The 23684-nt window shown below is 74.1% G+C and carries 17 protein-coding genes; 3 read left to right on the top strand and 14 right to left on the bottom strand.

Translation table 11 applies throughout. The features are described from left to right. Positions 1-13: 13 nt before the first annotated feature. The 5 genes from J7W19_RS24310 to nrdR form a co-directional block, all read right to left on the bottom strand. Complete coding sequence (locus J7W19_RS24310) at positions 14-622, bottom strand: response regulator transcription factor (RefSeq protein WP_004945317.1); 609 nt, start codon at positions 620-622, stop codon at positions 14-16. Beyond that, complete coding sequence (locus J7W19_RS24305) at positions 619-1770, bottom strand: sensor histidine kinase (RefSeq protein ID WP_051072607.1); 1152 nt, start codon at positions 1768-1770, stop codon at positions 619-621. The genes J7W19_RS24310 and J7W19_RS24305 overlap by 4 nt, the downstream gene beginning before the upstream one ends. 33 nt (positions 1771-1803) lie before the next feature. Then, positions 1804-2238, bottom strand: a complete 435-nt coding sequence (locus tag J7W19_RS24300) for a hypothetical protein (protein WP_004945323.1) — start codon at positions 2236-2238, stop codon at positions 1804-1806. Positions 2239-2418: 180 nt separating this feature from the next. Then, the gene (locus tag J7W19_RS24295) at positions 2419-5289 is read right to left on the bottom strand and encodes a vitamin B12-dependent ribonucleotide reductase (protein ID WP_004945326.1); all 2871 of its coding nucleotides are present in this window, start codon (positions 5287-5289) and stop codon (positions 2419-2421) included. A 119-nt stretch (positions 5290-5408) separates the two neighbouring features. Beyond that, complete coding sequence (gene nrdR / locus J7W19_RS24290; RefSeq protein ID WP_004945329.1) at positions 5409-5963, bottom strand: transcriptional regulator NrdR; 555 nt, start codon at positions 5961-5963, stop codon at positions 5409-5411. A 913-nt stretch (positions 5964-6876) separates the two neighbouring features. Here nrdR and lexA point away from each other — a divergent pair. Then, positions 6877-7662: a transcriptional repressor LexA gene (lexA, locus tag J7W19_RS24285; protein WP_004945332.1), complete on the top strand. Its 786-nt coding sequence runs from the start codon at positions 6877-6879 to the stop codon at positions 7660-7662. Positions 7663-7903: 241 nt separating this feature from the next. Here lexA and J7W19_RS24280 read toward each other — a convergent pair whose 3' ends face one another. From J7W19_RS24280 to J7W19_RS24270, 3 genes are all read right to left on the bottom strand, one after another. Then, the gene (locus J7W19_RS24280) at positions 7904-9916 is read right to left on the bottom strand and encodes an ATP-dependent DNA helicase (protein WP_004945335.1); all 2013 of its coding nucleotides are present in this window, start codon (positions 9914-9916) and stop codon (positions 7904-7906) included. A gap of 94 nt (positions 9917-10010) precedes the next feature. Then, the gene (locus J7W19_RS24275) at positions 10011-11966 is read right to left on the bottom strand and encodes an IucA/IucC family protein (protein WP_004945339.1); all 1956 of its coding nucleotides are present in this window, start codon (positions 11964-11966) and stop codon (positions 10011-10013) included. Then, positions 11918-13435 carry an aminotransferase class III-fold pyridoxal phosphate-dependent enzyme gene (locus J7W19_RS24270; protein WP_004945341.1) on the bottom strand — a complete coding sequence of 506 codons (1518 nt, stop codon included), beginning with the start codon at positions 13433-13435 and terminating at the stop codon, positions 11918-11920. The genes J7W19_RS24275 and J7W19_RS24270 overlap by 49 nt, the downstream gene beginning before the upstream one ends. Before the next feature lie 263 nt (positions 13436-13698). Here J7W19_RS24270 and J7W19_RS24265 point away from each other — a divergent pair, with 263 nt between their 5' ends. After that, on the top strand, positions 13699-14907 hold the full coding sequence (locus tag J7W19_RS24265; protein ID WP_004945344.1) for a trypsin-like serine peptidase: 1209 nt from the start codon (positions 13699-13701) through the stop codon (positions 14905-14907). Positions 14908-14970: 63 nt separating this feature from the next. Here J7W19_RS24265 and hflX read toward each other — a convergent pair whose 3' ends face one another. From hflX to miaA, 6 genes are all read right to left on the bottom strand, one after another. Beyond that, on the bottom strand, positions 14971-16467 hold the full coding sequence (gene hflX, locus J7W19_RS24260; RefSeq protein WP_004945346.1) for a GTPase HflX: 1497 nt from the start codon (positions 16465-16467) through the stop codon (positions 14971-14973). A 151-nt stretch (positions 16468-16618) separates the two neighbouring features. Further along, the gene (locus tag J7W19_RS24255; RefSeq protein WP_004945348.1) at positions 16619-18085 is read right to left on the bottom strand and encodes a M1 family metallopeptidase; all 1467 of its coding nucleotides are present in this window, start codon (positions 18083-18085) and stop codon (positions 16619-16621) included. A 105-nt stretch (positions 18086-18190) separates the two neighbouring features. Next, positions 18191-20338 carry a RelA/SpoT family protein gene (locus J7W19_RS24250; RefSeq protein ID WP_004945350.1) on the bottom strand — a complete coding sequence of 716 codons (2148 nt, stop codon included), beginning with the start codon at positions 20336-20338 and terminating at the stop codon, positions 18191-18193. Between the two features lie 193 nt (positions 20339-20531). Further along, entirely contained in the window at positions 20532-21416 is an 885-nt protein-coding gene (gene dapF, locus J7W19_RS24245) for a diaminopimelate epimerase (protein ID WP_004945353.1), read from the bottom strand. 227 nt (positions 21417-21643) lie between these two features. Beyond that, positions 21644-22102 (bottom strand): hypothetical protein, encoded by a 459-nt coding sequence (locus J7W19_RS24240; RefSeq protein ID WP_004945356.1) that lies wholly within the window; start codon positions 22100-22102, stop codon positions 21644-21646. Between the two features lie 106 nt (positions 22103-22208). Then, the gene (gene miaA / locus J7W19_RS24235) at positions 22209-23147 is read right to left on the bottom strand and encodes a tRNA (adenosine(37)-N6)-dimethylallyltransferase MiaA (protein WP_004945358.1); all 939 of its coding nucleotides are present in this window, start codon (positions 23145-23147) and stop codon (positions 22209-22211) included. Between the two features lie 181 nt (positions 23148-23328). Between miaA and J7W19_RS24230 the strand changes: the two genes are divergently transcribed. Beyond that, on the top strand, positions 23329-23610 hold the full coding sequence (locus J7W19_RS24230) for a hypothetical protein (RefSeq protein WP_004945361.1): 282 nt from the start codon (positions 23329-23331) through the stop codon (positions 23608-23610). Positions 23611-23684 lie beyond the last annotated feature (74 nt).

Raw genomic sequence — 23684 nt, 5'->3', positions numbered from 1 at the left:
GGGCGCGGGAAGGTCACAGCCAGCCCCGCTCGTCGGCGACGCGCACCGCCTCCATCCGGTTGTGTGCGCCCGTCTTCGCGATCGCGGCCGACAGGTAGTTCCGCACGGTCCCCTCGGACAGGTACAGGCCGGCGGCGATCTCGGCGACGGTGGCGCCGGAGCGGGCCGCGTTCAATACGTCGCCTTCCCGCGGAGTCAGCGGGGACGCGCCCGCCGCGAGAGTCGCCGCCGCGAGCGCGGGGTCGATGACGCGCTCGCCGCGCATGACGCGGCGGACGGCGTCCACGAGGGCCTCCGGCGGGGCATCCTTGACGACGAAGCCGACGGCGCCGGCCGTCATCGCCCGGCGCAGATATCCGGCGCGGCCGAAGGTGGTGAGGATCACCACGCGGCACTCGGGCACCTGCGCGGCCAGGGCGGACGCGGCGGCGAGGCCGTCGAGGCCCGGCATCTCGATGTCGAGCAGGGCCACGTCCGCCTGGTGTGCGCGGGCGGCCTCGACGACCTTGTCGCCCCGGTCCACGGAGGCGACGACCTCGAAGTCCTCCTCCAGTCCGAGCAGCGCGGACAGGGCGCCACGGATCAGGTCCTGATCGTCGGCGAGCAGCAACTTGATCGTCATGAGGAGGTGCCCTCCGTGGTGCGACGGGGTTCCGGCGGCCCGAGGGTGACGCGGAGCCGCCAGCCGCGCGGGCCGGCCGGGCCCGCCTCCACCGTGCCGCCGGCCGCGGCGACCCGCTCCCGCAACCCGGTCAGCCCGTTGCCGCCGGAGGCCGGGGCGCCGGTCCCGTCGTCGCGGATCTCGACACAGAGCGGCGACAGGCGCACGCTACACCGGGTGGCCCGCGCATGGCGGACGACATTGGTGATGCCCTCTCGTACCACCCAGCCGAACAGCTCCTGGTTTGCCGCGTCGACGTGGTCGGTGGCCGTCGGCAGATCGGGCGCCACGCCCGCCGCGCGCAACAGCTCCCTGCCGCGCGCGAGTTCGCCGGCGAGCGTCACCTCGCGGTAGCCGGACACGGCCGCCCGCACATCGGTGAGCATCCGCCGGGCCAGGCCCTCGACCTCCGTGATCTCCCGCACCGCGCCCGGCGATCCGCTCTCGGCGAGGCGGCGGGCCAGGCCGCTCTTGACGGCGACGACGGTGAGCGAGTGCCCGAGCAGATCGTGCAGGTCCCGCGCGATCCTGGCCCGTTCGGCCTCCGACGCCAGGTGCGCGACCTCGGCGCGGGCCTCCAGCAGGGCGCGGTTGGCGCTCGCGATCTCGGAGAACCCGAGCACCATCAGGCTGGTGAAGAGGATCATGAGCGCCTCCATCCAGCCGGGCCCGCGGTGCCACGGCCGCACCGCCCAGGGGACGACGAGCGCCGCGAGAGCGCCGGCCGTCACGATGAGGGTCCGGTACCGGCGCAACGCCATGGCCGCGAAGGAGACGACCACGGCGGCGAGGAAGAAGGCGTAGTTCCGGGCGACGGGCACCTCGGCCGCGCACAGCGCGGTCATGATCCAGAGCAGCGCCCCTGTCCGCGCCCGGCGGGCCCTGACGAAGGAGACGCCCGCGAGAAGGTACCCCACGCAGAAGGCGGCCACGACGGCGTAGCCGACGACGGCGGTGCCGCCCGTCGCGTACTGGGCGACGCCCAAGGCCGTCACCCCCGGATAGACGAGCATCCCGGACGCGAGGACGGTGCGCCGCCAGCCGCGCGTCCAGCGCAGCGGGTCGCCCCCCGGCACGCCACCTCCGCTTGCCTGCGCGACGTCGCCCATGCCGGGCACGCTAACACCGTCCGGTCACGTGGCTCACCGGGCCGCGAACTGGGAGCGCAGGTGCCGCCCGTTGACGATCAGGACGACGCCGAGCAGCAGCAGCCCGCAGACCGCCTGCTCGGTCTTCATCCACAGCGGAAACGTCCCGGGCAGCGCGACGATCGCGACGATGGCGATCACCATGACGCCGGAGACGATGCGCAGCCTGCGGTAGGCCCCGCGCGAGCCGCGCGCCGCGCGGACGGCGAAGGCGCGGGTGAACAGGGCGCTGGCGACGACGATCCCGGCGCGGGTCCAGACGGCGGGGTTCACCGCGGTCGCGTCGTCGCGGAGCAGGGCGACGACCCCGAGGGTCAGCACGCTGAGGGCCAGGTAGCCCCCGACGAGCACCTTCACGGTGCGGAACGCCTTCCGGCTGAGGGGGTGGCGGAGGTCTGCCTCGGGTACGGGGGTGGGCTGCTTGTCCATGCGCACCATCGTCGGCGCGGGCGGCGGCGCCCCGGCAGTGCGATGGCCCCTTGCCGGCCCATGACATTTGTCATCGCGCCCGACGCCTCTCAGCCGCTCACGGAGGAACGCCGGAGGGGACCGGCCGCGTGGCCGGTCCCCTCCGTCTGACTACGTGTCAGCCCTCACCCGCACCGGGCGTCAGCTGCAGCCGCTCGTCGAGCCGCAGCCCTCGCAGAGGTAGCAGCTGCCCGCGCGGCGCATCTTGGTGCCGCAGGAGAAGCAGAGCGGGGCGTCCGCGTTCAGGCCCAGCTGCATCTCCATCAGTTCGGTGGAGTTGTGCGGCTGCTTCGGTGCCGGGACGGCGGCCGCGGCCGGGGCGGACTCGGACTTCGGGGCCTCCACCTGGCGCGGGGCGGACTGGGCCAGGCCCTCGACGTCCATGTCCTCGTCGGCCGGCTCGTAGGAGCCGGTGTCGAGGTGGCGCTGGCGCTCCTCGGCCGAGTGGATGCCGAGCGCCGAGCGGGTCTCGAACGGCAGGAAGTCCAGCGCCAGGCGGCGGAAGATGTAGTCGACGATCGACTGCGCCATCCGCACGTCCGGGTCGTCCGTCATGCCGGCCGGCTCGAAGCGCATGTTGGTGAACTTCGAGACGTAGGTCTCCAGTGGCACGCCGTACTGGAGGCCGACGGAGACGGCGATGGAGAAGGCGTCCATCATGCCCGCGAGGGTCGAGCCCTGCTTGGACATCTTGAGGAAGACCTCGCCCAGGCCGTCGTCCGGGTAGGAGTTGGCCGTCATGTAGCCCTCGGCGCCGCCGACCGTGAAGGAGGTGGTGATCCCCGGGCGGCCCTTCGGGAGGCGCTTGCGGACCGGGCGGTACTCGACGACCTTCTCGGCCACCGCGGGAACGACCTCGGCCTTCTTCTCCTCCTCCTTCTTCTTGGCGGAGAGCGGCTGGCCGACCTTGCAGTTGTCGCGGTAGATCGCGAGGGCCTTCAGGCCCATCTTCCAGCCCTCGAAGTAGACCTCCTCGACCTCCTCGACGGTGGCCGACTCGGGCAGGTTGACGGTCTTGGAGATCGCGCCGGAGAGGAACGGCTGCGCGGCGGCCATCATGCGCACGTGGCCCATGGCGGAGATCGCGCGCTCGCCCATGGCGCAGTCGAAGACCTCGTAGTGCTCTGCCTTCAGGCCCGGGGCGTCGATCACGTTGCCGTGCTCGGCGATGTGGGCGACGATCGCCTCGACCTGCTCGGGCAGGTAGCCCAGGCGCTTGAGGGCCTTGGGGACCGTGTTGTTCACGATCTGCATCGAGCCGCCGCCGACGAGCTTCTTGAACTTGACCAGGGCCAGGTCCGGCTCGACGCCCGTGGTGTCGCAGTCCATCATCAGGCCGATGGTGCCGGTGGGGGCCAGCACGGACGCCTGGGCGTTGCGGAAGCCGTTCTTCTCGCCGAGGCGGAGCACGTCCTGCCAGGCCTCGGTGGCCGCGGCCCAGACCGGGGTGTCCAGGTCGTCCATGCGCTTGGCGGCGGTGTTGGCGTCCGCGTGCTGCTTCATGACGCGCTGGTGGGCGTCGGCGTTGCGGGCGTAGCCGTCGTACGGGCCGACGATCGCGGCCAGCTCGGCGGAGCGGCGGTAGGAGGTGCCGGTCATCAGCGAGGTGATGGCGCCGGCCAGGGCGCGGCCGCCGTCGCTGTCGTAGGCGTGGCCGGTGGCCATCAGCAGGGCGCCGAGGTTGGCGTAGCCGATGCCCAGCTGGCGGAAGGCGCGGGTGGTCTCGCCGATCTTCTCGGTCGGGAAGTCGGCGAAGCAGATGGAGATGTCCATCGCCGTGATGACCAGCTCGACGACCTTGGCGAAGCGCTCGGCGTCGAACGACTGGTTGCCCTGGTCGTCGTCGCGGAGGAACTTCATCAGGTTGAGGGAGGCGAGGTTGCACGAGGAGTTGTCCAGGTGCATGTACTCGCTGCACGGGTTGGACGCGGTGATGCGGCCCGACTCCGGCGAGGTGTGCCAGTGGTTGATGGTGTCGTCGTACTGGATGCCCGGGTCGGCGCAGGCCCAGGCGGCCTCGGCCATCTTGCGGAACAGCGCCTTGGCGTCGACCTCCTCGATGACCTCACCGGTCAGGCGGGAGCGCAGGCCGAACTTCGACCCGGTCTCGACGGCCTTCATGAACTCGTCGTTGACGCGGACGGAGTTGTTGGCGTTCTGGTACTGGACGGAGGTGATGTCGTCGCCGCCCAGGTCCATGTCGAACCCGGCGTCGCGCAGGGCGCGGACCTTCTCCTCCTCCTTCACCTTGGTGTCGATGAACGCCTCGACGTCCGGGTGGTCGACGTCGAGGACGACCATCTTGGCCGCGCGGCGGGTGGCGCCGCCGGACTTGATGGTTCCGGCGGAGGCGTCGGCGCCGCGCATGAACGACACCGGGCCGGAGGCGTTGCCGCCGGAGGAGAGGAGCTCCTTGGAGGAGCGGATGCGGGAGAGGTTCAGGCCGGCGCCAGAGCCGCCCTTGAAGATCATCCCCTCTTCCTTGTACCAGTCGAGGATCGACTCCATGGAGTCGTCGACGGAGAGGATGAAGCAGGCGGAGACCTGCTGCGGCTGGGCGGTGCCGACGTTGAACCAGACCGGCGAGTTGAAGCTGAACACCTGGTGGAGCAGGGCGTAGGTCAGCTCGTGCTCGAAGATCTCGGCGTCCGCGGGGGACGCGAAGTACCCGTGCTCCTCACCGGCCTTGCGGTAGGTGAGCACCACGCGGTCGATGAGCTGCTTGAGGCTCGCCTCGCGCTCGGGGGAGCCGACCGCGCCGCGGAAGTACTTGCTCGTGACGATGTTGACCGCGTTCACCGACCAGAAGTCGGGGAACTCGACGCCGCGCTGCTCGAAGTTGATGGAGCCGTCGCGCCAGTTGGTCATGACGACGTCACGACGCTCCCAGACCACCTCGTCATAGGGGTGCACGCCGGGGGTGGTGTGGATGCGTTCGATGCGCAGACCCTTGCCGCCCTTGTTCCCCTTGGAGCGGGAACCTCGTGCCGGGCCGCTCGTCGTCTCTGTCATGCCGCCTCCCTCTACAAAGGGCCAAAACGCCCTTGTGCGCACATTTCTTCCATGGCGCGATGTGTGTCGTTCGCCCGGGTGCGCGGGGGCGCACCGGGCAGGTCTCGGATGGGGCCGCTCTAGCCGGCGGCCGTGGCGGGCGCGGGGACGCCGACGTCCCCGCCGCGACCGCCGGCGTCCTTCGCGGGGCCGTCCCGGCCCTCCTGGCCGGCGCCCGCGGGGGCGCCGGGAGCGTTGCCGCGCAGCTCGGCGATGGCCGCCTCGAAGTCGTCGAGCGAGTCGAACGCCTGATAGACGGACGCGAACCGCAGGTAGGCCACGAGGTCGAGGTCCTTGAGCGGGCCGAGTATGGCCAGGCCGACGTCGTGCGTGGTGAGCTCGGCGCTGCCGGTGGCGCGCACGGCCTCCTCGACCCGCTGGCCGAGCTTGGCCAGGGCGTCCTCGGTGACGGGGCGGCCCTGGCACGCCTTCCGCACACCGGAGATCACCTTGGTGCGGCTGAACGGCTCGGTCACTCCGCTCCGCTTGATCACCATCAGGGACGCGGTCTCGACCGTCGTGAATCTGCGGGAGCAGTCGGGGCACTGGCGGCGCCTGCGGATCGAGCAGCCGTCGTCCGTGGTCCGGCTGTCGACGACCCTGCTGTCGGGGTGCCTGCAGAAGGGGCAGTGCATGGCTCTCCACCCTCCTTCACCCTCGACGAGACCCCGGGAGACCCGGGGGACGTGCACGATCCACGGCTCCGGCCGGCCCTGGTGACAGGGCCCCCGCGAAGCAGCCCCAAGCATAGGCGATGGCCATGGGTGGGGATGACCGGGATCGGCCACCGACCACAACTTGTGGGCGGCTGCCGCCATCAAACCACTAGATCTGGTGTCCGGTCGCCAAGCGGGCCCAGCGCGTGTCGCGGCGCGGGGCCTGGGGCGAGGGCCGGGAAAGGGCCTCCGGAGGGGCGTCGGGCGGCCGCCTGGAGGCCGTCGGGCCCCGGCGGACGGAGTGGCGCGCGCGGCTCGTCGCGGGGCGCCTGGAAGGCCGTCCACGGGGTCGCCGACGGGGGCGGCCGAAGGGCGCGGCGCGGTCGGACGCCGGGCTCGGCGGGACCGGTGTCGAGCGTACGCGAGCGGCGCGGCGGCGGACCCTCGGGGGCGCCGGCCTCCGGGCGGATGCCACACTGATGCCCTCGCGCACCACGCACCGCCCGGGACCATGTCGTCACCCCGGGCGTGCGGCGATGACGCCCCACTCCTGCGGGTTCGGGAGCTGCCGGAGCCGCGAATTGCGGAATTCCCGCGCGGCCGGAGAACGGTTTTCCCGCGCGGCCGGGAACGGTGGGGCGATGGAGTCATGGAAGGGTGGACTCCGGGAAACCCCCGGAATTCCCGGGAATCGCGCGCCGGCCGCGGCCGGCGCGAAGTCCGGCCGGGGCGATCACGGCCCGCCGGGAGCGGAATTGATCTTCGCTCGTACACCCTCACGCCTGATCAAGTCAGCGAATCAGCGATATTTCACTCGAACGTGTGTTTGGCGCAACCTTTCGAAAGCAACTACCGTTGTCCAGCTAGGGAGAACATTTCGAGAGGGGCCGACGTGACCACCACCGCAAACAGCGCCACCATCACCGCCCAGGACCGCTCCCAGAGCCGACTCGACCAGACACACCCGATGAACGACTCCAGCATGAACAACGACGGGCAGAAGCCCGCCCGTTCGCTCCCCGGGCGGCCACCCGGAATCCGCGCGGACAGCTCCGGCCTCACGGACCGGCAGCGGCGCGTCATCGAGGTCATCCGGGACTCCGTGCAGCGGCGCGGCTACCCACCGTCCATGCGCGAGATCGGCCAGGCGGTGGGGCTGTCCAGCACCTCCTCGGTCGCACACCAGCTGATGGCGCTGGAGCGCAAGGGCTTCCTGCGCAGGGATCCGCACCGTCCCCGCGCCTACGAGGTGCGTGGCTCCGACCAGCCCAGCTCCCAGCCGACGGACACCACCGGCAAACCCGCCGCGTCCTATGTGCCGCTCGTCGGCCGGATCGCCGCGGGCGGCCCGATCCTCGCGGAGGAGTCGGTCGAGGACGTCTTCCCCCTCCCCCGGCAGCTGGTGGGCGACGGCGAGCTGTTCGTCCTCAAGGTGGTCGGCGACTCCATGATCGAGGCCGCCATCTGCGACGGGGACTGGGTGACGGTCCGCCGCCAGCCGGTCGCGGAGAACGGTGACATCGTGGCCGCGATGCTCGACGGGGAGGCGACGGTCAAGCGCTTCCGGCGCGAGGACGGCCATGTGTGGCTGCTGCCGCACAACGCCGCTTACCAGCCCATCCCCGGCGACGAGGCCACCATCCTGGGCAAGGTCGTGGCCGTCCTGCGGCGGGTCTGAGCGCACCGGGACGGGCCTGAACGGACCGGACGGGTCCGGGCGGGCCGAGACCGGGCCCCGGAATCACTGCGCCGGTTCCGGGGCTCTCCCCTGCCCGGGACCGGCGCCGGTGTTCGCCACCCCCTTTCCTCACGGAGGCGGGAGAGTTCCATGAGGGGCCGGAGGGTGAAGCGGGGAACGGGTCGCACAACGCGTCGCGCCCGAATTCCCCCGCCTCCGCATTGCGACCGTAAATGCCCGCTCAGCGATTCTCCGCCTTCGCCGCCGCGTCGATGGCCGCCAGCGAGCGGCGGACCTGATTGCGGTTGGTCGTGTACCAGAAATCCGGCAGGGAAGCGCGCAGGAACGACCCATAGCGCGCCGTCTCCAGCCGCGGATCGAGCACCGCCACCACGCCCCGGTCGCCCGTGGCCCGCACCAGACGCCCCGCGCCCTGGGCCATCAGCAGGGCGGCGTGCGTCGCGGCGACGGACATGAAGCCATTGCCGCCCGCCTGCTCCACCGCCCGCTGCCGGGCGCTCATCAGCGGGTCGTCGGGGCGCGGGAAGGGCACCCGGTCCATCACGACGAGCTGGCAGCTCGGCCCCGGCACGTCGACGCCCTGCCAGAGCGAGAGCGTGCCGAACAGGCAGGTCGCCGGATCCGCCGAGAAGTTCTTGATCAGCTCGCCGAGGGTGTCCTCGCCCTGGAGCAGGATCGGCGTGTCGAGCCGGCCGCGCAGCGCCTCGGCCGCGGCCTGCGCGGCGCGCATCGACGAGAAGAGGCCGAGCGTCCGTCCGCCCGCCGCCTCGATGAGCTCGGCCAGCTCGTCCAGCATGTCGGCCCGGCCGCCCTCCCGGCCGGGCTGGGACAGGTGCCGGGCGACGTAGAGGATGCCCTGCTTGGGGTAGTCGAACGGGGAGCCGACGTCCACGCCCTTCCACTCGGGCAGGTCCTCGCCGGTGACGCCCTCGGGGGCGAGGCCGAGCGAGGCGCCGACCCCGTTGAAGTCGCCGCCGAGCTTGAGCGTGGCGGAGGTGAGCACCACGGACCGCTCGCTGAACAGCTTCTCCCGCAGCAGCCCGGAGACCGAGAGCGGGGCCACCCGCAGGGACGCGCCGAAGCGGTCGTGCCGCTCGTACCAGACCACGTCGTACTCGGAGCCCGCGACGATGCGCTCGGCCACGGCGTGCACGTTCTCCACGGCGGCGAGCGCCTGCTTGCGGACGGCGTCCTCATCCTGGACGGACTTGTCGCGCGTCGTGCCGAGCGCCGACACGACCGTCCGCGCCGCGTCCCGCAGCGACACCAGGACGTAGCCGAGGTCCTCGGGGATCTCCTCCAGCCGGCCGGGCAGGGCCAGCTCCATCAGCCGCTCGAAGCTCTCGGCCGCCGTCTGGAGCGCGTCGGCGACCTTCTCGTCGACGAGCTTGGCCGCGCGCCGGACGGCCTGGTTGACGCGGCCCGGGGTGAGCTCGCCGGTGGCCACGCCGGTCACGCGGGAGACCAGCTCGTGCGCCTCGTCGACGATCAGCACCTCGTGCTGGGGCAGCACCGGGGCGCCCTCGATGGCGTCGATGGCCAGCAGGGCGTGGTTGGTGACGACGACGTCGGCCAGCTTGGCCCGCTCCCGGGCCGCCTCCGCGAAGCACTCGGCGCCGTAAGCGCACTTCGAGGCGGACAGGCACTCCCGCGAGGTGACCGAGACCTGGGACCAGGCCCGGTCGGAGACGCCCGGGGTGAGGTCGTCGCGGTCGCCGGTCTCCGTCTCGTCCGACCAGTCGCGCAGGCGGAGCAGGTCCTTGCCGAGCTTGCTGGTGGGGGCCGCCGCCTCGAAGGGGTCGAAGAGGCCGTCTTCCTCCTCCTGCGGCACGCCCTCGTGCAGCCGGTGCAGGCACAGGTAGTTGGAACGGCCCTTGAGCATGGCGAACTCGGGGCGCCTGCGCAGCAGCGGGTGCAGGGCCTCGACCGTCCGCGGCAGATCGCGTTCGACGAGCTGGCGCTGGAGCGCGAGCGTCGCGGTGGCCACCACGACCCGCTCCCCGTGCGCCAGGGCGGGCACGAGGTAGCCGAGGGACTTGCCGGTGCCCGTCCCCGCCTGGACCAGCAGGTGCGAGGTGCCTTCGATGGCCTCGGCCACCGCCTCGGCCATGGCCACCTGGCCGGGGCGCTCGGTGCCGCCGACCGCGGTGACGGCCGCGTGCAGCAGGGCGGTGAGGTCGGGCCGGGACCCGGACGGGGCGGGGGACGCGGAGGGCGCGGGGGTGGCAGTCATAGCCCTTCCACCCTACGGGGCGGCACCGACATCGCGGGCCCCGTCCGCGACAACCGCCGCCTTCCGCCGCCCCGCGCCACTCCTTCCACCGACCTCATCGTCCGTTCGCCGCAAGGGGGTTGGCGATCGTGACGTACGGCGGCCCGGAACCGTCCCCGGCCAGCTCGCCCAGCAGGTGGGCCGGGCAGCGCAGGGTGGGCGCGTCCAGCAGGCGGCGCGGCAGGGACGAACGCGTCGCGTCCGGTCCGGTGGCGGCGCGGGCGAGGAACCGGCGGAGGGCCGCCAGCAGGATCCGTTCGTCGGCGAGCCGCTGCGAGCCGAAGGCGCCGATCAGGCCGAGGACGTTGTCGCAGCCCAAGTGATGGGCGAAACGCTCGTCGGCCGTCCCGTCCGGCAGGAACGCGTCCTCGTCGGCCGCGGCGAGGGCCGGGAGCCGGGCGGTGAGCGCGTCCCGCGCGGACTCCCGGAATCCGGCGTGCTGACCGCCCCGGTACCGGCCGCCGACCGGCCAGCCGTCGCGGTCCAGCAGGACGAGGGTGTTCTGCTGGTGCGCCGCGAGGACGACGCCCGCCTCGCCGTCGAGCCAGAGGAGCGGGCGGACCACCGCGCCGAGGTAGCGCAGGAACCATTCGACGCCGATCACCGCGGGCGGCCGGCCGGTGCGCCGGGCGAGCCGGCGGACGGTCTCGGCGAGCCGGGAGGAGACGGCCGGGTGCCCGGCCGGTGCGGTGCGGCCCGGCCAGGGGCGGAGCGAGGTCAGCCCGGCGAGGCAGACGGCGTCGTCGCCGGGGCCGAAGGGGTTGTGCCGGAGGACGGCGGCGAGGCCGGGCGCCGGGGCGCCGCCGGGGGTGTCCACGGCGAGCCAGGCGGGGTCGCGGACCACGTCGAAGCCCAGGCCGCCGGGGCAGGCCGCCCGCCAGCGCTCGGCGAGGCCGCCGCGCAGCAGCCGGTGCAGGGCGACGCCGCGGCGCAGCTCCGCCCGGCTCGGCTCACGGGTGCGGCCGGTGAGGCGGACGCCCAGCGCGAGCTTGATCATCACCGGGGCGTCGGGGCGGTGCACGGTGCGCACCGACGAGGTCGGGTACCAGGGCGCGCCGTGCGGTCCCAGGTCGTGGAGCAGCCCGGCGTCGAGGAGTTCGGCGACGGCGGGGCGGCAGCGGACGTCGTGTGCCTGCCAGGGGTGGAGGGGCAGCGGCACGGTGCCGGGCGGGAGGCGCGGTCCGGGCTCCGGAGGAAGGAGGCGGGCGGCCAGGGTCGCCGCCTCGACGGGCCGGCCGCGTTCCGTCCAGGCCGAGTCGGCGGCCAGGACGGAACGGTGGACGGCCAGCCAGTGCAGCGGGAAGCCGCCCCGGCACTCGGGCGCGTAGCGCGGGGACTCGGCGGTGGAGAGGCCCTCGCGGCCGTGCGGCGCGGGGTGCCAGGGGTGGCCCAGGAACGACGCCTGTTCCCCGTGCAGGAAGAGGGCGTCGGTGGCGGGGTCGGCCGGGCGGGCCCGGCGCTCCTCGACGAACGCCGCGGTCCGGCGTACGGAGTCGGCTACCCGGCCGACCAGGCCGGCCGCGCTCCCCCGGCCCCTTCTGTACGCGGCTTCCCGGCCGAGCAGCGCGGCCAGGGTGACGGCGTCCAGGGCGGGGGCGCCGTCGGGGGCGTTCAGCAGCGTCGGCGCGCCGAACCGGTGCCGCCCGGTGGGCGACCAGTAGCGGACGGGGACGTGGAGGACGTTCCCGTCGGTGGCGAGCGGCAGTTGGAGGCAGTGGCCGGGCGGCCGGTCGACGTCGTGCTCGCGCACCCAGCAGCGCAGCAGGGCGTCGACGGCGGCGCTGTCGGCGGCGGTCGCGGGGTCGGGGTGGTCGAGGGGGTCGGGAGCGTGAGGGGTGCCGAGGACGTCGTCGGGGGCGCAGGGGACGGCCGCCGTCCGGGGCGGTACGGCGGCCGGCGAGGTCGGGGCGGGGATCAGTGACGTGACGAGGCGTGCGTTCATACGGTGCGGCGGGCCGGCCGTCAGGCCGGGGGCGCGCCTGCCTCCTTCCGTGGGGTGGCGGGCTTCCATGGGCTGACCGGCGGCACGGGCCCGGCGGCACCGCCTGCCGCCGGTTCGCTTCCCGGCGAGGAACCCGCCTCCGCCGACGCCGTGCGTTCGCCGCCGGTGACCGCCCCGACCGCGCGCGGCCGGGCGGCGGGCCGGGGCGCCACCGGACCGCCCGCCCGCGAGCCCCCGGACACGGCGCCGACCGCGTCGGTGAGGCGGTCGAGTACGGCTTCGGCCTGTTCGTCGGTGAGGGTGAGGGGCGGCAGGAGGCACAGCAGGCGGGGGTCGTCGTCCGTTCCGACGAGGAGGCCGCGGCGGAGGCAGGCGCGACGGACGGCCTCCGCGGCGGTGGCGTCGGCGCAGGTGACGCCCAGCAGCAGGCCGCGGCCGTGCACGCCGGTGACCGGGTCGCGGTCGGCGACGGCCCGGCGGAGCCGGGTGAGCATCCGCGCGCCCAGGGCCGCGGCCCGTGCGGCCAGACCGTTCTCCCGGACGTACCGCAGGGTGGCCGCGCCGGCCGCCATGGCCGGCCGGTTGCCGTGCGCGTCCCGGTCCGGGAGGGCGGCGGGCACGTCGTCGCCGTGGACGACGAGGGCGAGCGGCAGCCCGCCGCCGATCGCGCCGGCGAGGATCATGGCGTCCGGGGCGCGGCCGGTGTGCTCCACGGCCCAGAAGGCGCCGGTACGGCCGAGGCCGGTGCGCGTCTCGTCGGCGACGAGGAGGGCACGGCCACGGGCCTGCGCCCGGGTGGCGGTGACGTCGCGGGGCGGCGTGCCGTCTCCTCCGCCCCCGCCGGGCACCGCCCTGACGCGGCTCCCGGAGCCCCCGACGAGCGCCGTGGCCGCCGCGGCGTCGCGGGCCGGATGGTCTCCTCCCCCGCCGGGTCCGGCCCCTGGGCGACAGGCGGTCACCCGGACCGCGGCGGCTCTGCCGTCCCCGCCGGGCGCGGGCCCCGGGCGGCCGGTGACCGTCCGGCCGGCCGCGAGGTCGAGCGCGCCGGGAAAGCCCCCGCCGTCCGGGTCTTCGAGGGCCCCGACGGCCGCCCCTACGGCCGTCGGACCGCCTGAACCGTCGGCTCCGTCCCCGCCGGGGACGAGCTCGACGAACCTGCCGGCGCTTTCGGCCAGCGCCCGCGCCGCCGCGAGCGCCGCCGCGCGGGTCGGCGGGCAGAAGGAGAGGTGGGCGCGGTCCGCCAGCCGGCCGGGCAGGGTGGCGCGCAGTTCGTCGGCGAAGACCTCGGCCGGCGGGACGCCGCGGGCGAGCGCGGAGCGGACGGCCTCGCGTACCACCGGGTGGTGGTGGCCCAGGACGAGGGCGCCGCCGCCGGGGAAGCAGTCGAGGTAGCGGCGGCCGTCGGCCGTCTCGACCGTCAGGCCCCGGGCGCGCGCGGGGACGAGGGGCAGCGGGCAGGCGTACGCGCGGGCGGGCGGCTCCCGGCGCGGGGCGCCGCGTCCCGCCGAGAGCACTGCCGGTGGCTGGGTCAAGGCCACGACCTGTGTCCTCCTCCTGTTGAACGCCGGACGTCCCCCGTACGTACCAACGACGCCGGGCCGTCCGGATCACGGGTGTGCGGGAGGGAAGGTGCGGCGCGCGCCACATCGCCACCGGCGTGCCGCCCCGGCCCGGCCCCCGCGGCGGCGGCGTAGGGTGTCCCTGCCCCGCCACCGGGGCGGTGCATGACAAGTCCGTCCGGTCAGTTCCGCGGACGCGGCACGCACCCGCACATGTGTCACCGAACGGGGGAGATCACTCCATGTCATCCCAACGCCCGCCCGTCGTCCGCCGACGGGGGCCGCGCACCCTGGCCGCGGTCGCCGTCGCGTCCGTGCTGGCGCTGACCGCCGCCTGCGGCCCGTCCGACGACGACGCGTCCGGCGGCGACAAGCCCACCGCGTCGGCGAGCGCCCAGGGCCTGGAGGGGCTCAAGCTGCCCAAGGGGCTCACTCTCCAGGACCTGGAGAAGTGGAAGGGCGGCGCCTGGAAGAAGTGGGACAAGGACCGGTGGCTGCGGGAGGCCCGGGACTTCATCAACCCGATCATCGAGGGGCACTGGAAGCCCGACTCGATGAAGGACGCCCGATCCAGTGACAAGACCGTCAAGGACGCTCCGGGGACTCCCCCGGGCGGTTCGTCCCAGGGCGACCAGGGGGTCACCGACCCGGAGCCGCGGCCGGTGAAGGCCCGCGAGGTGAAGCGGCCGTACAGCGACAACGCCGCCCCGGTCGGCAAGGTCTTCTTCGACAGCCCCCAGGGCCACATGGTCTGCTCGGCGACGGTCGTCAAGGACCCGGCGCACCCGGGCAAGTCCAACCTGGTGTGGACGGCGGGCCACTGCGTGCACGCGGGCCAGAAGGGCGGCTGGTACCGCAACATCGCCTTCGTGCCGTCCTACAACAACCGGGGCCTGCCCGCCTCGCAGGTCAACAGCGCGCCGGTGCAGCAGGTCGCGCCGTACGGCGTGTGGTGGGCGGACTGGGCGCAGACCTCCGGCCAGTGGATCGCCCAGGGCGCGTCCAGCGGCGGCGCGGGCGCCCCGTACGACTTCGCCGTGCTGCACGTGAAGCCGGAGCAGGGCTCGGGCAAGTCGCTGGAGGAGACGGTCGGCACCGCGCTCGCCGTGGACTTCGACGCCCCGCAGGTGAAGTCCATCTCCTCGATGGGCGCCTGGGGCTACCCGGCCGCGCCGCCGTTCGACGGCCAGCGGATGTACGACTGCATCGACCGGCCGGGACGGCTCACCCTGGACAGTGCGCAGCCGACCATGTACCGCATCGGCTGCACGATGACCGGCGGTTCCTCGGGCGGCGGCTGGTTCCGCGTCGGCCCGGGCGGCAAGGCGGTGCTGGTGTCCAACACCTCCGTCGGCCCGTCCGACAGCCGCTGGCTGGCCGGTCCGCACCTGGGCCCGGAGGCCAAGGGCATCTACCAGGCCGTCAGCCGGAAGTTCGCGACCGCGCGCTGACGGCGCGCGTACGGCGAAGGGCCCGTCCCCCTCGGGGGGCGGGCCCTTCGCCTGCGTACCGGGTCAGGCGGCCTGGACGAACGGCCGCAGCTCCGCGGCGAGTTCCTCGTGCACCCGGGCCTTGACCAGGGTGCCCTCCGGCGTGTGCTCCTCGGAGAGGATCTCGCCCTCGGAGTGGATCCGCGCGGTCAGCGCGCCCCGGGTGTACGGCACCAGCGCCTCCACCTCGATCGCCGGGCGCGGCAACTGCTCGTCGATCAGGGCGAGCAGCTCGTCGATGCCCTCGCCGGTGCGGGCGGAGACCGCGATCGCGTTCCGCTCGACGCGCAGCAGGCGCTGCAGGACGAGCGGGTCGGCCGCGTCCGCCTTGTTGACGACGACGATCTCGGGCACGTCGAGCGCGCCCACGTCGCGGATCACCTCACGGACCGCCGCGAGCTGCTCCTCCGGCGCCGGGTGCGAGCCGTCCACCACGTGCAGGATGAGGTCGGAGTCGCCGACCTCCTCCATGGTGGAGCGGAACGCCTCGACGAGGTGGTGCGGCAGGTGGCGGACGAAACCGACGGTGTCGGCGAGGGTGTAGAGCCGGCCGCCGGGCGTCTCGGCCTTCCGGACGGTCGGGTCCAGGGTGGCGAACAGCGAGTTCTCCACCAGGACGCCGGCGCCGGTGAGGCGGTTGAGCAGCGAGGACTTCCCGGCGTTGGTGTAGCCGGCGATGGCGACCGAGGGGACCTTGTTGCGGCGGCGCTCCTGGCGCTTGAGGTCGCGCCCGGTCTTCATCTCCGCGATCTCCCGGCGCATCCGCGCCATCTTCTCGCGGATCCGCCGCCGGTCCGTCTCGATCTTCGTCTCACCGGGACCGCGGGTGGCCATGCCGCCGCCCGACGAACCCGAACCGCCACCGCCCATCTGCCGGGACAGCGACTGGCCCCAGCCGCGCAGCCGGGGCAGCATGTACTGCATCTGCGCGAGGGAGACCTGCGCCTTGCCCTCGCGGGACTTGGCGTGCTGGGCGAAGATGTCGAGGATCAGGGCGGTGCGGTCGACCACCTTGACCTTGACGACGTCCTCCAGGTGGATGAGCTGGCCGGGGCTGAGCTCACCGTCGCAGACGACGGTGTCGGCGCCGGACTCCAGGACGATGTCCCGCAGCTCCTGGGCCTTGCCGGAGCCGATGTACGTGGCCGGGTCCGGCTTGTCGCGGCGCTGGATCACGCCGTCCAGGACCTGGGCGCCCGCGGTCTCCGCGAGCGCGGCGAGCTCCGCCAGGGAGTTCTCGGCGTCCCGCACCGTGCCGGACGTCCAGACGCCGACCAGCACCACGCGCTCCAGGCGCAGCTGCCGGTACTCGACCTCGGTGACGTCCTCCAGCTCGGTGGACAGGCCCGCGACACGGCGCAGCGCCGCGCGCTCGGAGCGGTCGTACTGGTCCCCGTCGCGCTCCCCGTCGATCTCGTGGCTCCAGGCGACGTCCTCTTCCATCAGGGCGTCGGCCCGAAGGCTCTCCGGGAGGCTCTGCCGGTCCTGCCGGTCCTGGGGAAGGGAAGAAGTGGAGGTCATGTGATCCTTTGCTTCGTCGGGTCGTGCTGGCGCACGGCGGCGCCCCCGGACGGGGGCCCACATGTCGACAACGCCGGACGGTCCCCCGTGATTCCCGGGGCCCGCGCCGCGCCGGCCGACCCGACGATGGTCCCATGCCGCGCGGGGGCCGTCACGCGGGTTTCCCGGTGGCCTTCCAGTCGGGGTGGTTCGGCATGGGCGGGGTGGCGGTGTCGTAGAGCCAGGGCCGCAGGAAGCCGGAGAGGTCGCGGTGGGCAGCCTTGGAGGCGAGGGCGACGAAGTCGGCGGTGGTCACCGTCCGGTCCGCGTAGCGGTCGACCCAGGCGCGCTCCAGCTCCTCGAAGGCACGGGCGCCGATCTTCTCCCGGAGGGCGTAGAGCACCAGGGCGCCGCCGTCGTAGACGACCGGCCGGAAGATGGCGACCTTCTTGCCGGGCGCGGGCTGCTTGAGGGCGGCGGGCGGGCCGGCGTCGGCGCGCATCAGGTCGGAGTACTCGTACGCCCGGCGCATCCGGTCGACCAGCTTGCGGCCGCCCTTGGACTCGGCGTACTCGGACTCGTACCAGGTGGCGTGGGCCTCGTTGAGCCAGAGGTCGCCCCAGGTGCGGGGGGTGACGCTGTCGCCGAACCACTGGTGCGCCAGCTCGTGGACCATGACCGACTCCAGGTACCAGGCGGGGAAGGAGCGCTTGGTGAACAGGTCGGCCTCGAAGAGGGAGAGGGTCTGGGTCTCCAGCTCGAAGCCGGTCGTCGCCTCGGCCAGGAGCACGCCGTAGTTCTCGAAGGGGTAGCGGCCGAGCCTGCGTTCCAGCCAGGCCAGGTGCTCAGGGGTCTTGGCGACCCAGGGCGCCAGCCCGTCCCGCCGGCCCACCGGGACGACGCTGCGCAGCGGAAGGCCGTGCGGTCCGGTGGACTCCAGGATCGCGGAGCGGCCGATGGACACCTGGGCGAGCTCGGTGGCCATGGGGTGGCGGGTGCGGTAGGTCCAGGTGGAGGTGGAGCCCCGGGTGGTGCGCCCGGCGGCGACGCCGTTGGCGACGACGGTGAGGTCCTTGGGGGCGCGGATCCGGAAGGTGAAGTCCGCCTTCTCGGAGGGGTGGTCGCTGCTCGGGAACACACGGTGGGCCGCGTCGGCCTGATTGGCCATGACCAGCCCGTCCTTGGTGGTGACCCAGCCGCCGTCCCCGCCCCGCGGGTCGCTGGTGTGGTGGACGGTGACGGTGAAGGGCGTGCGGCGTGGCACCGGGTGGGCCGGGGTGACGACGAGGTCCTCCTCGACGGGGCTGAACGCGGCCCGCGCCCCGTTCACCTCGACCGAGCGCACGGTGCCCCGGGCGAAGTCCAGGTTGAACCGGTCCAGCCGCTCGGTGGACCGCGCCTCGATGGTGGTCACGGCCTCCAGCGGCCTGTCATTCCCCCGGTAGTCGAAGGTGAGGGCGTAGTCGGTGACGTGGTAGCCCGGATTGCCGAGGTAGGGGAAGAGCCGGTCGCCGATGCCCAGCGGGGCGGGCGGTGGCGCGGCGGCGGTCAGGAGCAGCAGCGGCACGGCGGCGGCGAGGGCGGCGCGGCGGAGCCTGCGGCGGTGCTGCGGGGGGCGTGCCCCGGGAGAGTGCGGCATGCGTCCACCGCTATCAGCGCGCCGTCGTCTCCGGGGCGCGGCGCGCGCGGCCCCACCCGTACGGGCGGTGTGCCGGGGGCGCGTACGCCTCCGCGCTCACTACGGTCACAGGGGCGCGGCGGCGGGCCGGCCGGCGCGCCCCACGTCGTACACGCCGGGCACCCGGCGCATGGCGCGCATCAGCTCCGGAAGGTGGGAGGCGTCGGGGAGTTGCAGCGTGTAGGTGTGGCGGACCCGCTGCTCGTGGGGTGGTTCGACGGCCGCCGAGATGACGGCGACGCCCTCCGCCGCGATGGCCTCGGTGAGGTCGGCGAGCAGGTGCGGGCGGCTGAACGACTCGGCGCGCAGGGTGACGCGGAAGTCACCGGGCCCGGAGCCGTCGGGGCGGCGCCAGCGCACGGCGATCCGCCGCCGGCCGGCCGCGGTCATCCGCGCCACCGCCGGGCACTCGGCGCGGTGCACCGTCACGGCGCCGCCGCGCACGGCGAAGCCGGTGACCTCGTCGGGGGGCACGGGGGTGCAGCAGCCGGCCAGCCGCACGCTGGCGTCGGCGAGGCCCGCCTCGGCGCAGCCGACCACGACCGGCTCCCGGGCCGCGGGGGCCGGCCCCCGGACGCCGGGCCGGGCCGCGGGGGGCAGGGACAGCGCGGGGCCGACGGGGCCGGCCGGGCCGTGGTCCGCGGCGGGGTCGGGCGCCGGGTGGGTGGCGAACCAGCGGCCGATGGCGATCCGGGCCGCGGGCGTACGGGCGTGCTCGCGCCAGTCGGGGGACGGCCCGGAGGCGGTGTCCGGGGACATCAGCAGCTGGAGCGTGTCGCCGTCGCGCAGGACCGTGCCGAGGGCGACCAGCCGGCCGTTGACCCGGGCGCCGATACAGGTGTGCCCGCCCTGCCCGTACTGCGCGTAGGCGGCGTCGACGCAGCTGGAGCCGGCCGGGAGGCCGATGGTGCCGCCGTCGGCGCGGAAGACGGTGATCTCCCGGTCCTGGGCCAGCTCGTCGCGGAGCGAGGTCCAGAAGGTGTCCGGGTCGGGGGCGGACCGCTGCCACTCCAGGAGGCGGGAGAGCCAGCCGGGGCGGGTGGGGTCGGCCCGTTCGCCCTCGGCCGCGTCGGGGGCCTCGGCGGCGGCGTAGGGGTTGCCGAGGGCGATCACACCGGCCTCGGCGACCCGGTGCATCTGGTGGGTGCGGATGAGGACTTCGGCGACCTGGCCGGCCTCGCCGGCGACGGCGGTGTGCAGCGACTGGTAGAGGTTGAACTTCGGGGCGGCGATGAAGTCCTTGAACTCGGAGATGTACGGGGTGAAGCAGGTGTGCAGCTCGCCCAGGACCGCGTAGCAGTCCGCGTCCTCCCCGACCAGGACGAGCAGCCGCCCCAGATCCGACGCCGTCACCTCGCCGCGCTTGAGCAGCACCCGGTGCACGGAGACGAAGTGCCGCGGCCGGACCTGCACTTCGGCGGTGACCCCGGCCTCCCGCAGCACCGCGCGCACCCGCGCCGCCGTGGCCTGGAGCGGGTCCGGGCGGCCGGCGTGGGCGAGGACGGCCTCCCGGGTGGCGGCGTACTCCTCGGGGTGGAGGATGGCGAAGACCAGGTCCTCCAGTTCGGCCTTGAGCACCTGGACGCCCAGCCGCTCGGCGAGCGGGATCAGCACGTCCCGCGTCACCTTGGCGATCCGGGCCTGTTTCTCGGGGCGCATCACGCCGAGGGTGCGCATGTTGTGCAGCCGGTCGGCGAGCTTGATGGACATCACGCGGACGTCGTTGCCGGTGGCCACCAGCATCTTGCGGAACGTCTCGGGCTCGGCCGCCGCGCCGTAGTCGACCTTCTCCAGCTTGGTCACGCCGTCGACGAGGAACCGCACCTCCGCGCCGAACCGCTCGCCCACCTGATCGAGGGTCACCTCGGTGTCCTCGACGGTGTCGTGCAGCAGGGAGGCCGTCAACGTCGTCGTCTCCGCGCCGAGTTCGGCGAGGATCAGGGTGACGGCGAGCGGGTGGGTGATGAACGGGCCGCCGCTCTTGCGCGTCTGCCCCCGGTGCGAGGACTCCGCGAACAGGTAGGCGCGGCGCAGGATGTCCAGATCGGCCCCGGGGTGGTGGGCCCGGTGCGCCTTGGCGACGTGCTCCAGGGCGTCGGGGAGCCGGCCCCGGGCCCCCGAGCCGCCGAGCGCCGCGCGGCCCAGCCGTCTCAGGTCGATCCGGGGACCGAGCCTGCGGCGGCTGGGGCGTTCGTTCGTGGCCTCTGCGCTCATGGGCACCTCCGGCAGCGTCGACCGGCGGTCGGCTCACGCCGTCCGGGCCGGTGCTTGATGCTACCGACCCCATCACGCACCGCTCACCCCCTCTCGCGCAGAGTGAACCGGATCACCCATTCGAGGGAGGCGTTCATCCGGAAAACCGATGAGGCGGAGACCGCCACCGGGCTCCGGACCGGGCTCCGGGCCGTCAGGAAGCGGTCAACCAGGAGCTGTCGAAGTGCCCCTCGGCGACGATCACGGCGGGACCGGTCATCTCGACCGTGCCGTCCGGCAGCTCGCCGATCACCAGCCGGCCGCCGGGGACGTCCACCGTGTAGGTGACGGGCCGCCCGTCGACGGCCGGGTCGGCCCCGTCGCGGCGGGCCGTGGCGACCATCACCGCACAGGCGCCGGTGCCGCAGGAGCGGGTCTCGCCGGAGCCGCGCTCGTGGACGCGGAGGGCGACGTGGCGGGGGCCGCGGTCGACGACGAACTCGACGTTGACCCCGTCCGGGTAGGCGTCCGCCGGGCTGACGGCCGGGGCGTCGTCCAGCTTCCCGGCGTGGGCGAGGTCCTCGACGAAGAGGACGGCGTGCGGGTTGCCCATGTTGACGTTGCGCGCGGGCCAGCTCCGGTCGCCGACGGTCACGGTCACCTCGCCGTCGGGCAGCGCCGCCCGGCCCATGGAGACGGTGACCGGGCCCGGCTCGCCGTCGGGGCCGTCCTTGGCGATGTGCGCGCGGCGCACGCCCGCCCGGGTGGCGACGGCCAGGTCGCCCGCCCCGACGAGCCCGGCCCGCTGGAGGTAGCGGGCGAAGACGCGGACGCCGTTGCCGCACATCTCGGCGACGCTGCCGTCGCTGTTGCGGTAGTCCATGAACCACTCGGCCTCGTCGGCCATCGCGCGCGCCTCGGGGTGCGCGGCGGACCGGACGACCCTCAGCACGCCGTCGGCGCCGATGCCGGCCCGGCGGTCGCACAGCCGCGCGACGGCGGCCGGGGAGAGGTCGATCAGCCCGTCGTGGTCCGGGATGATCACGAAGTCGTTCTCGGTGCCGTGGCCCTTGAGGAAGGCGGTCTGCGCGGTGCTCACGTGTCGATGGTACGGCGGGCGGCGGGCGGGCCGTCCGGCGGTCCCGCGCGGCGCGGGCCAGGAGACCCCGCCGAAGCCTCCCGGCGCCCGGGCCGCCCCTCCGGACGCCGGGGACCGGGGCCGTTCCCGGGATCGGCACCCGGCCGGACGCGGCGACGTACGACGAGCCCGGCCGACCCGCGCGACGACTCGCCCGTCCCGCCCGTCCTCCGGCCCCGTCCGGGCCGTCAGCGCAGCCGCGCCACGCGCCAGACGGCCAGGACCGTCGCCAGCACGACGACGGCGGTGTACGCGGCCACGTACCGCCAGTCCGGGCGGCGGCCGGAGCCGCGCGGCGGCAGGCCGGGCCAGGTGTAGCCGACGCGGCGGGCCGCCATCACGCCCCAGCCGGCGGCACAGCCGCAGATGAGCAGGCCGAGCATGGCGACGACCGGACCGCCGTCGCCGACTTCGAAGGCGAGCGGGAAGGCGAACATCAGGGAGCCGGCCACGGCGAGCACGACGATCGGCGCGACCTGCCAGACGCGGAGCCGGCGCGGGGGCCGCAGCTCGCGGAAGGACTCCGCCGCACCACCGGCGCCCGGCTCCGGAACGGAGCCGTCCGTGGCGTCGGGGCCGTCCGGGGTGAGGCCGCCGGGCCCGTCCTGGAGCGGCTGTTGCGGTCTGTCACGAGGGCCGGCCTCCATCGCCACGCGCCCTCCCAACCGGACTTCACGGCTCGATCGAAGACTGATGATGGCACGGTCGGACAGACCCCGATGACACGTGGCGCGTCCCGATGCCATCACGTGATCAGGCTGTGACCGCCCGTTCGACCAACGCCAGCGCGAGTTCCGGGAGTTCCGCGCGCCGGTCGGCGGCGCCGCTGAGCCAGTGGACGCGGGAGTCGCGGCGGAACCAGGAGTCCTGCCGGCGCGCGAAGCGCTTGGTGGCGCGTACGGTCTCGTCGCGCGCTTCCCGCTCGGTGCACTCGCCGGCGAGGAAGGCGAGCACCTGCTGGTACCCGAGCGCGCGGGACGCCGTGCGCCCCTCGCGCAGTCCCGCCCGCTCCAGTTCGCGGACCTCGTCGACCAGTCCGGCCTCCCACATGACGTCCACGCGCCTGGTGATCCGCTCGTCGAGCTCGGGCCGCTCGACGTCGACGCCGATCTGCACGGCGTCGTAGACGGGCGTCTCGCCGGGCAGGTTGGCGGTGAACGGTTTCCCCGTGATCTCGATGACCTCCAGCGCCCGGACGATGCGGCGGCCGTTGCCGGGGAGGATGGCACGGGCCGCGTCCGGGTCGGCGGCGGCCAGCCGGGCGTGCAGCGCGCCCGGCCCTAGCTCGGCCAGCTCGTCCTCCAGGCGGGAGCGGACGGCCGGGTCGGTGCCGGGGAACTCCAGGGCGTCGATGGCCCCCTTGATGTACAGGCCGGAGCCGCCGACGAGCACGGGGGTCCGGCCCTCGGCCAGCAGCCGGTCGATCTCGGCGCGGGCCAGCCGCTGGTACTCGGCGACGCTCGCCGCCTCGGTGACGTCCCAGATGTCGAGCAGCCGGTGGGGGATCCCCTGCCGCTCCTCGGTCGTCAGCTTGGCGGTGCCGATGTCCATGCCGCGGTAGAGCTGCATGGAGTCGGCGTTGACGACCTCTCCGTCGAGGTGCCGCGCGAGCGCGACGCCGAGGTCGGACTTGCCGGCCGCGGTGGGGCCTACGACGGCGATGACCTGCGGTGCGGGGGCTGCTTTTCTCACCTCACCAGTCTCGCAAACACCGGGCCTCCCCTCGAACGAGCGACGTGACGCGACGCTTCCGGTCTCGTTGCCTGTTGCGAGGTTCCGACCGCCGGTTCACGGGCCGGAGCCCGCGAGCGCGCAATGGGACGCTCCGGGCGACCCGGGATTTCGCTCACACCAGTAAGGTAATGGAGTAGATATGGGCGTGTTTTCATGGCTTCGCCGCAAGCCGTCGCAGGCGTCAACGGAGGAGGCCGCGACGGACACCCTGACGGCGGAACCGGACGGCGGGACCGGGACGGACGAGGCGGCCGGCACGAGCGCGACGGCCACCGGGGCCGCCGCGGCGGGCTCCGCCGAGGAGACCGGGGCGGCCGAGGGTGGCGAGGGGGGCGAGGGCGCCGAGGGCGTCGACATCCCCAAGCAGCAGTCCGCGGACGAGGCGGCGGACAGCGAGGCCGGTGAGGGCGCCCGCAAGTAGTGCGCGGACCGCGCGCGGAACGAAGCGAGGGTAGGTGCCCATGGGCCTGTTCGACGATCTCAAGGCCACAATCG

It is taken from the genome of Streptomyces mobaraensis NBRC 13819 = DSM 40847 (assembly GCF_017916255.1).
GTDB classification, from domain to species: Bacteria; Actinomycetota; Actinomycetes; order Streptomycetales; family Streptomycetaceae; genus Streptomyces; species Streptomyces mobaraensis.
The sequence above is the reverse complement of the archived record's forward strand: the minus strand, read 5'-3'. Positions and strand labels throughout refer to the sequence as shown.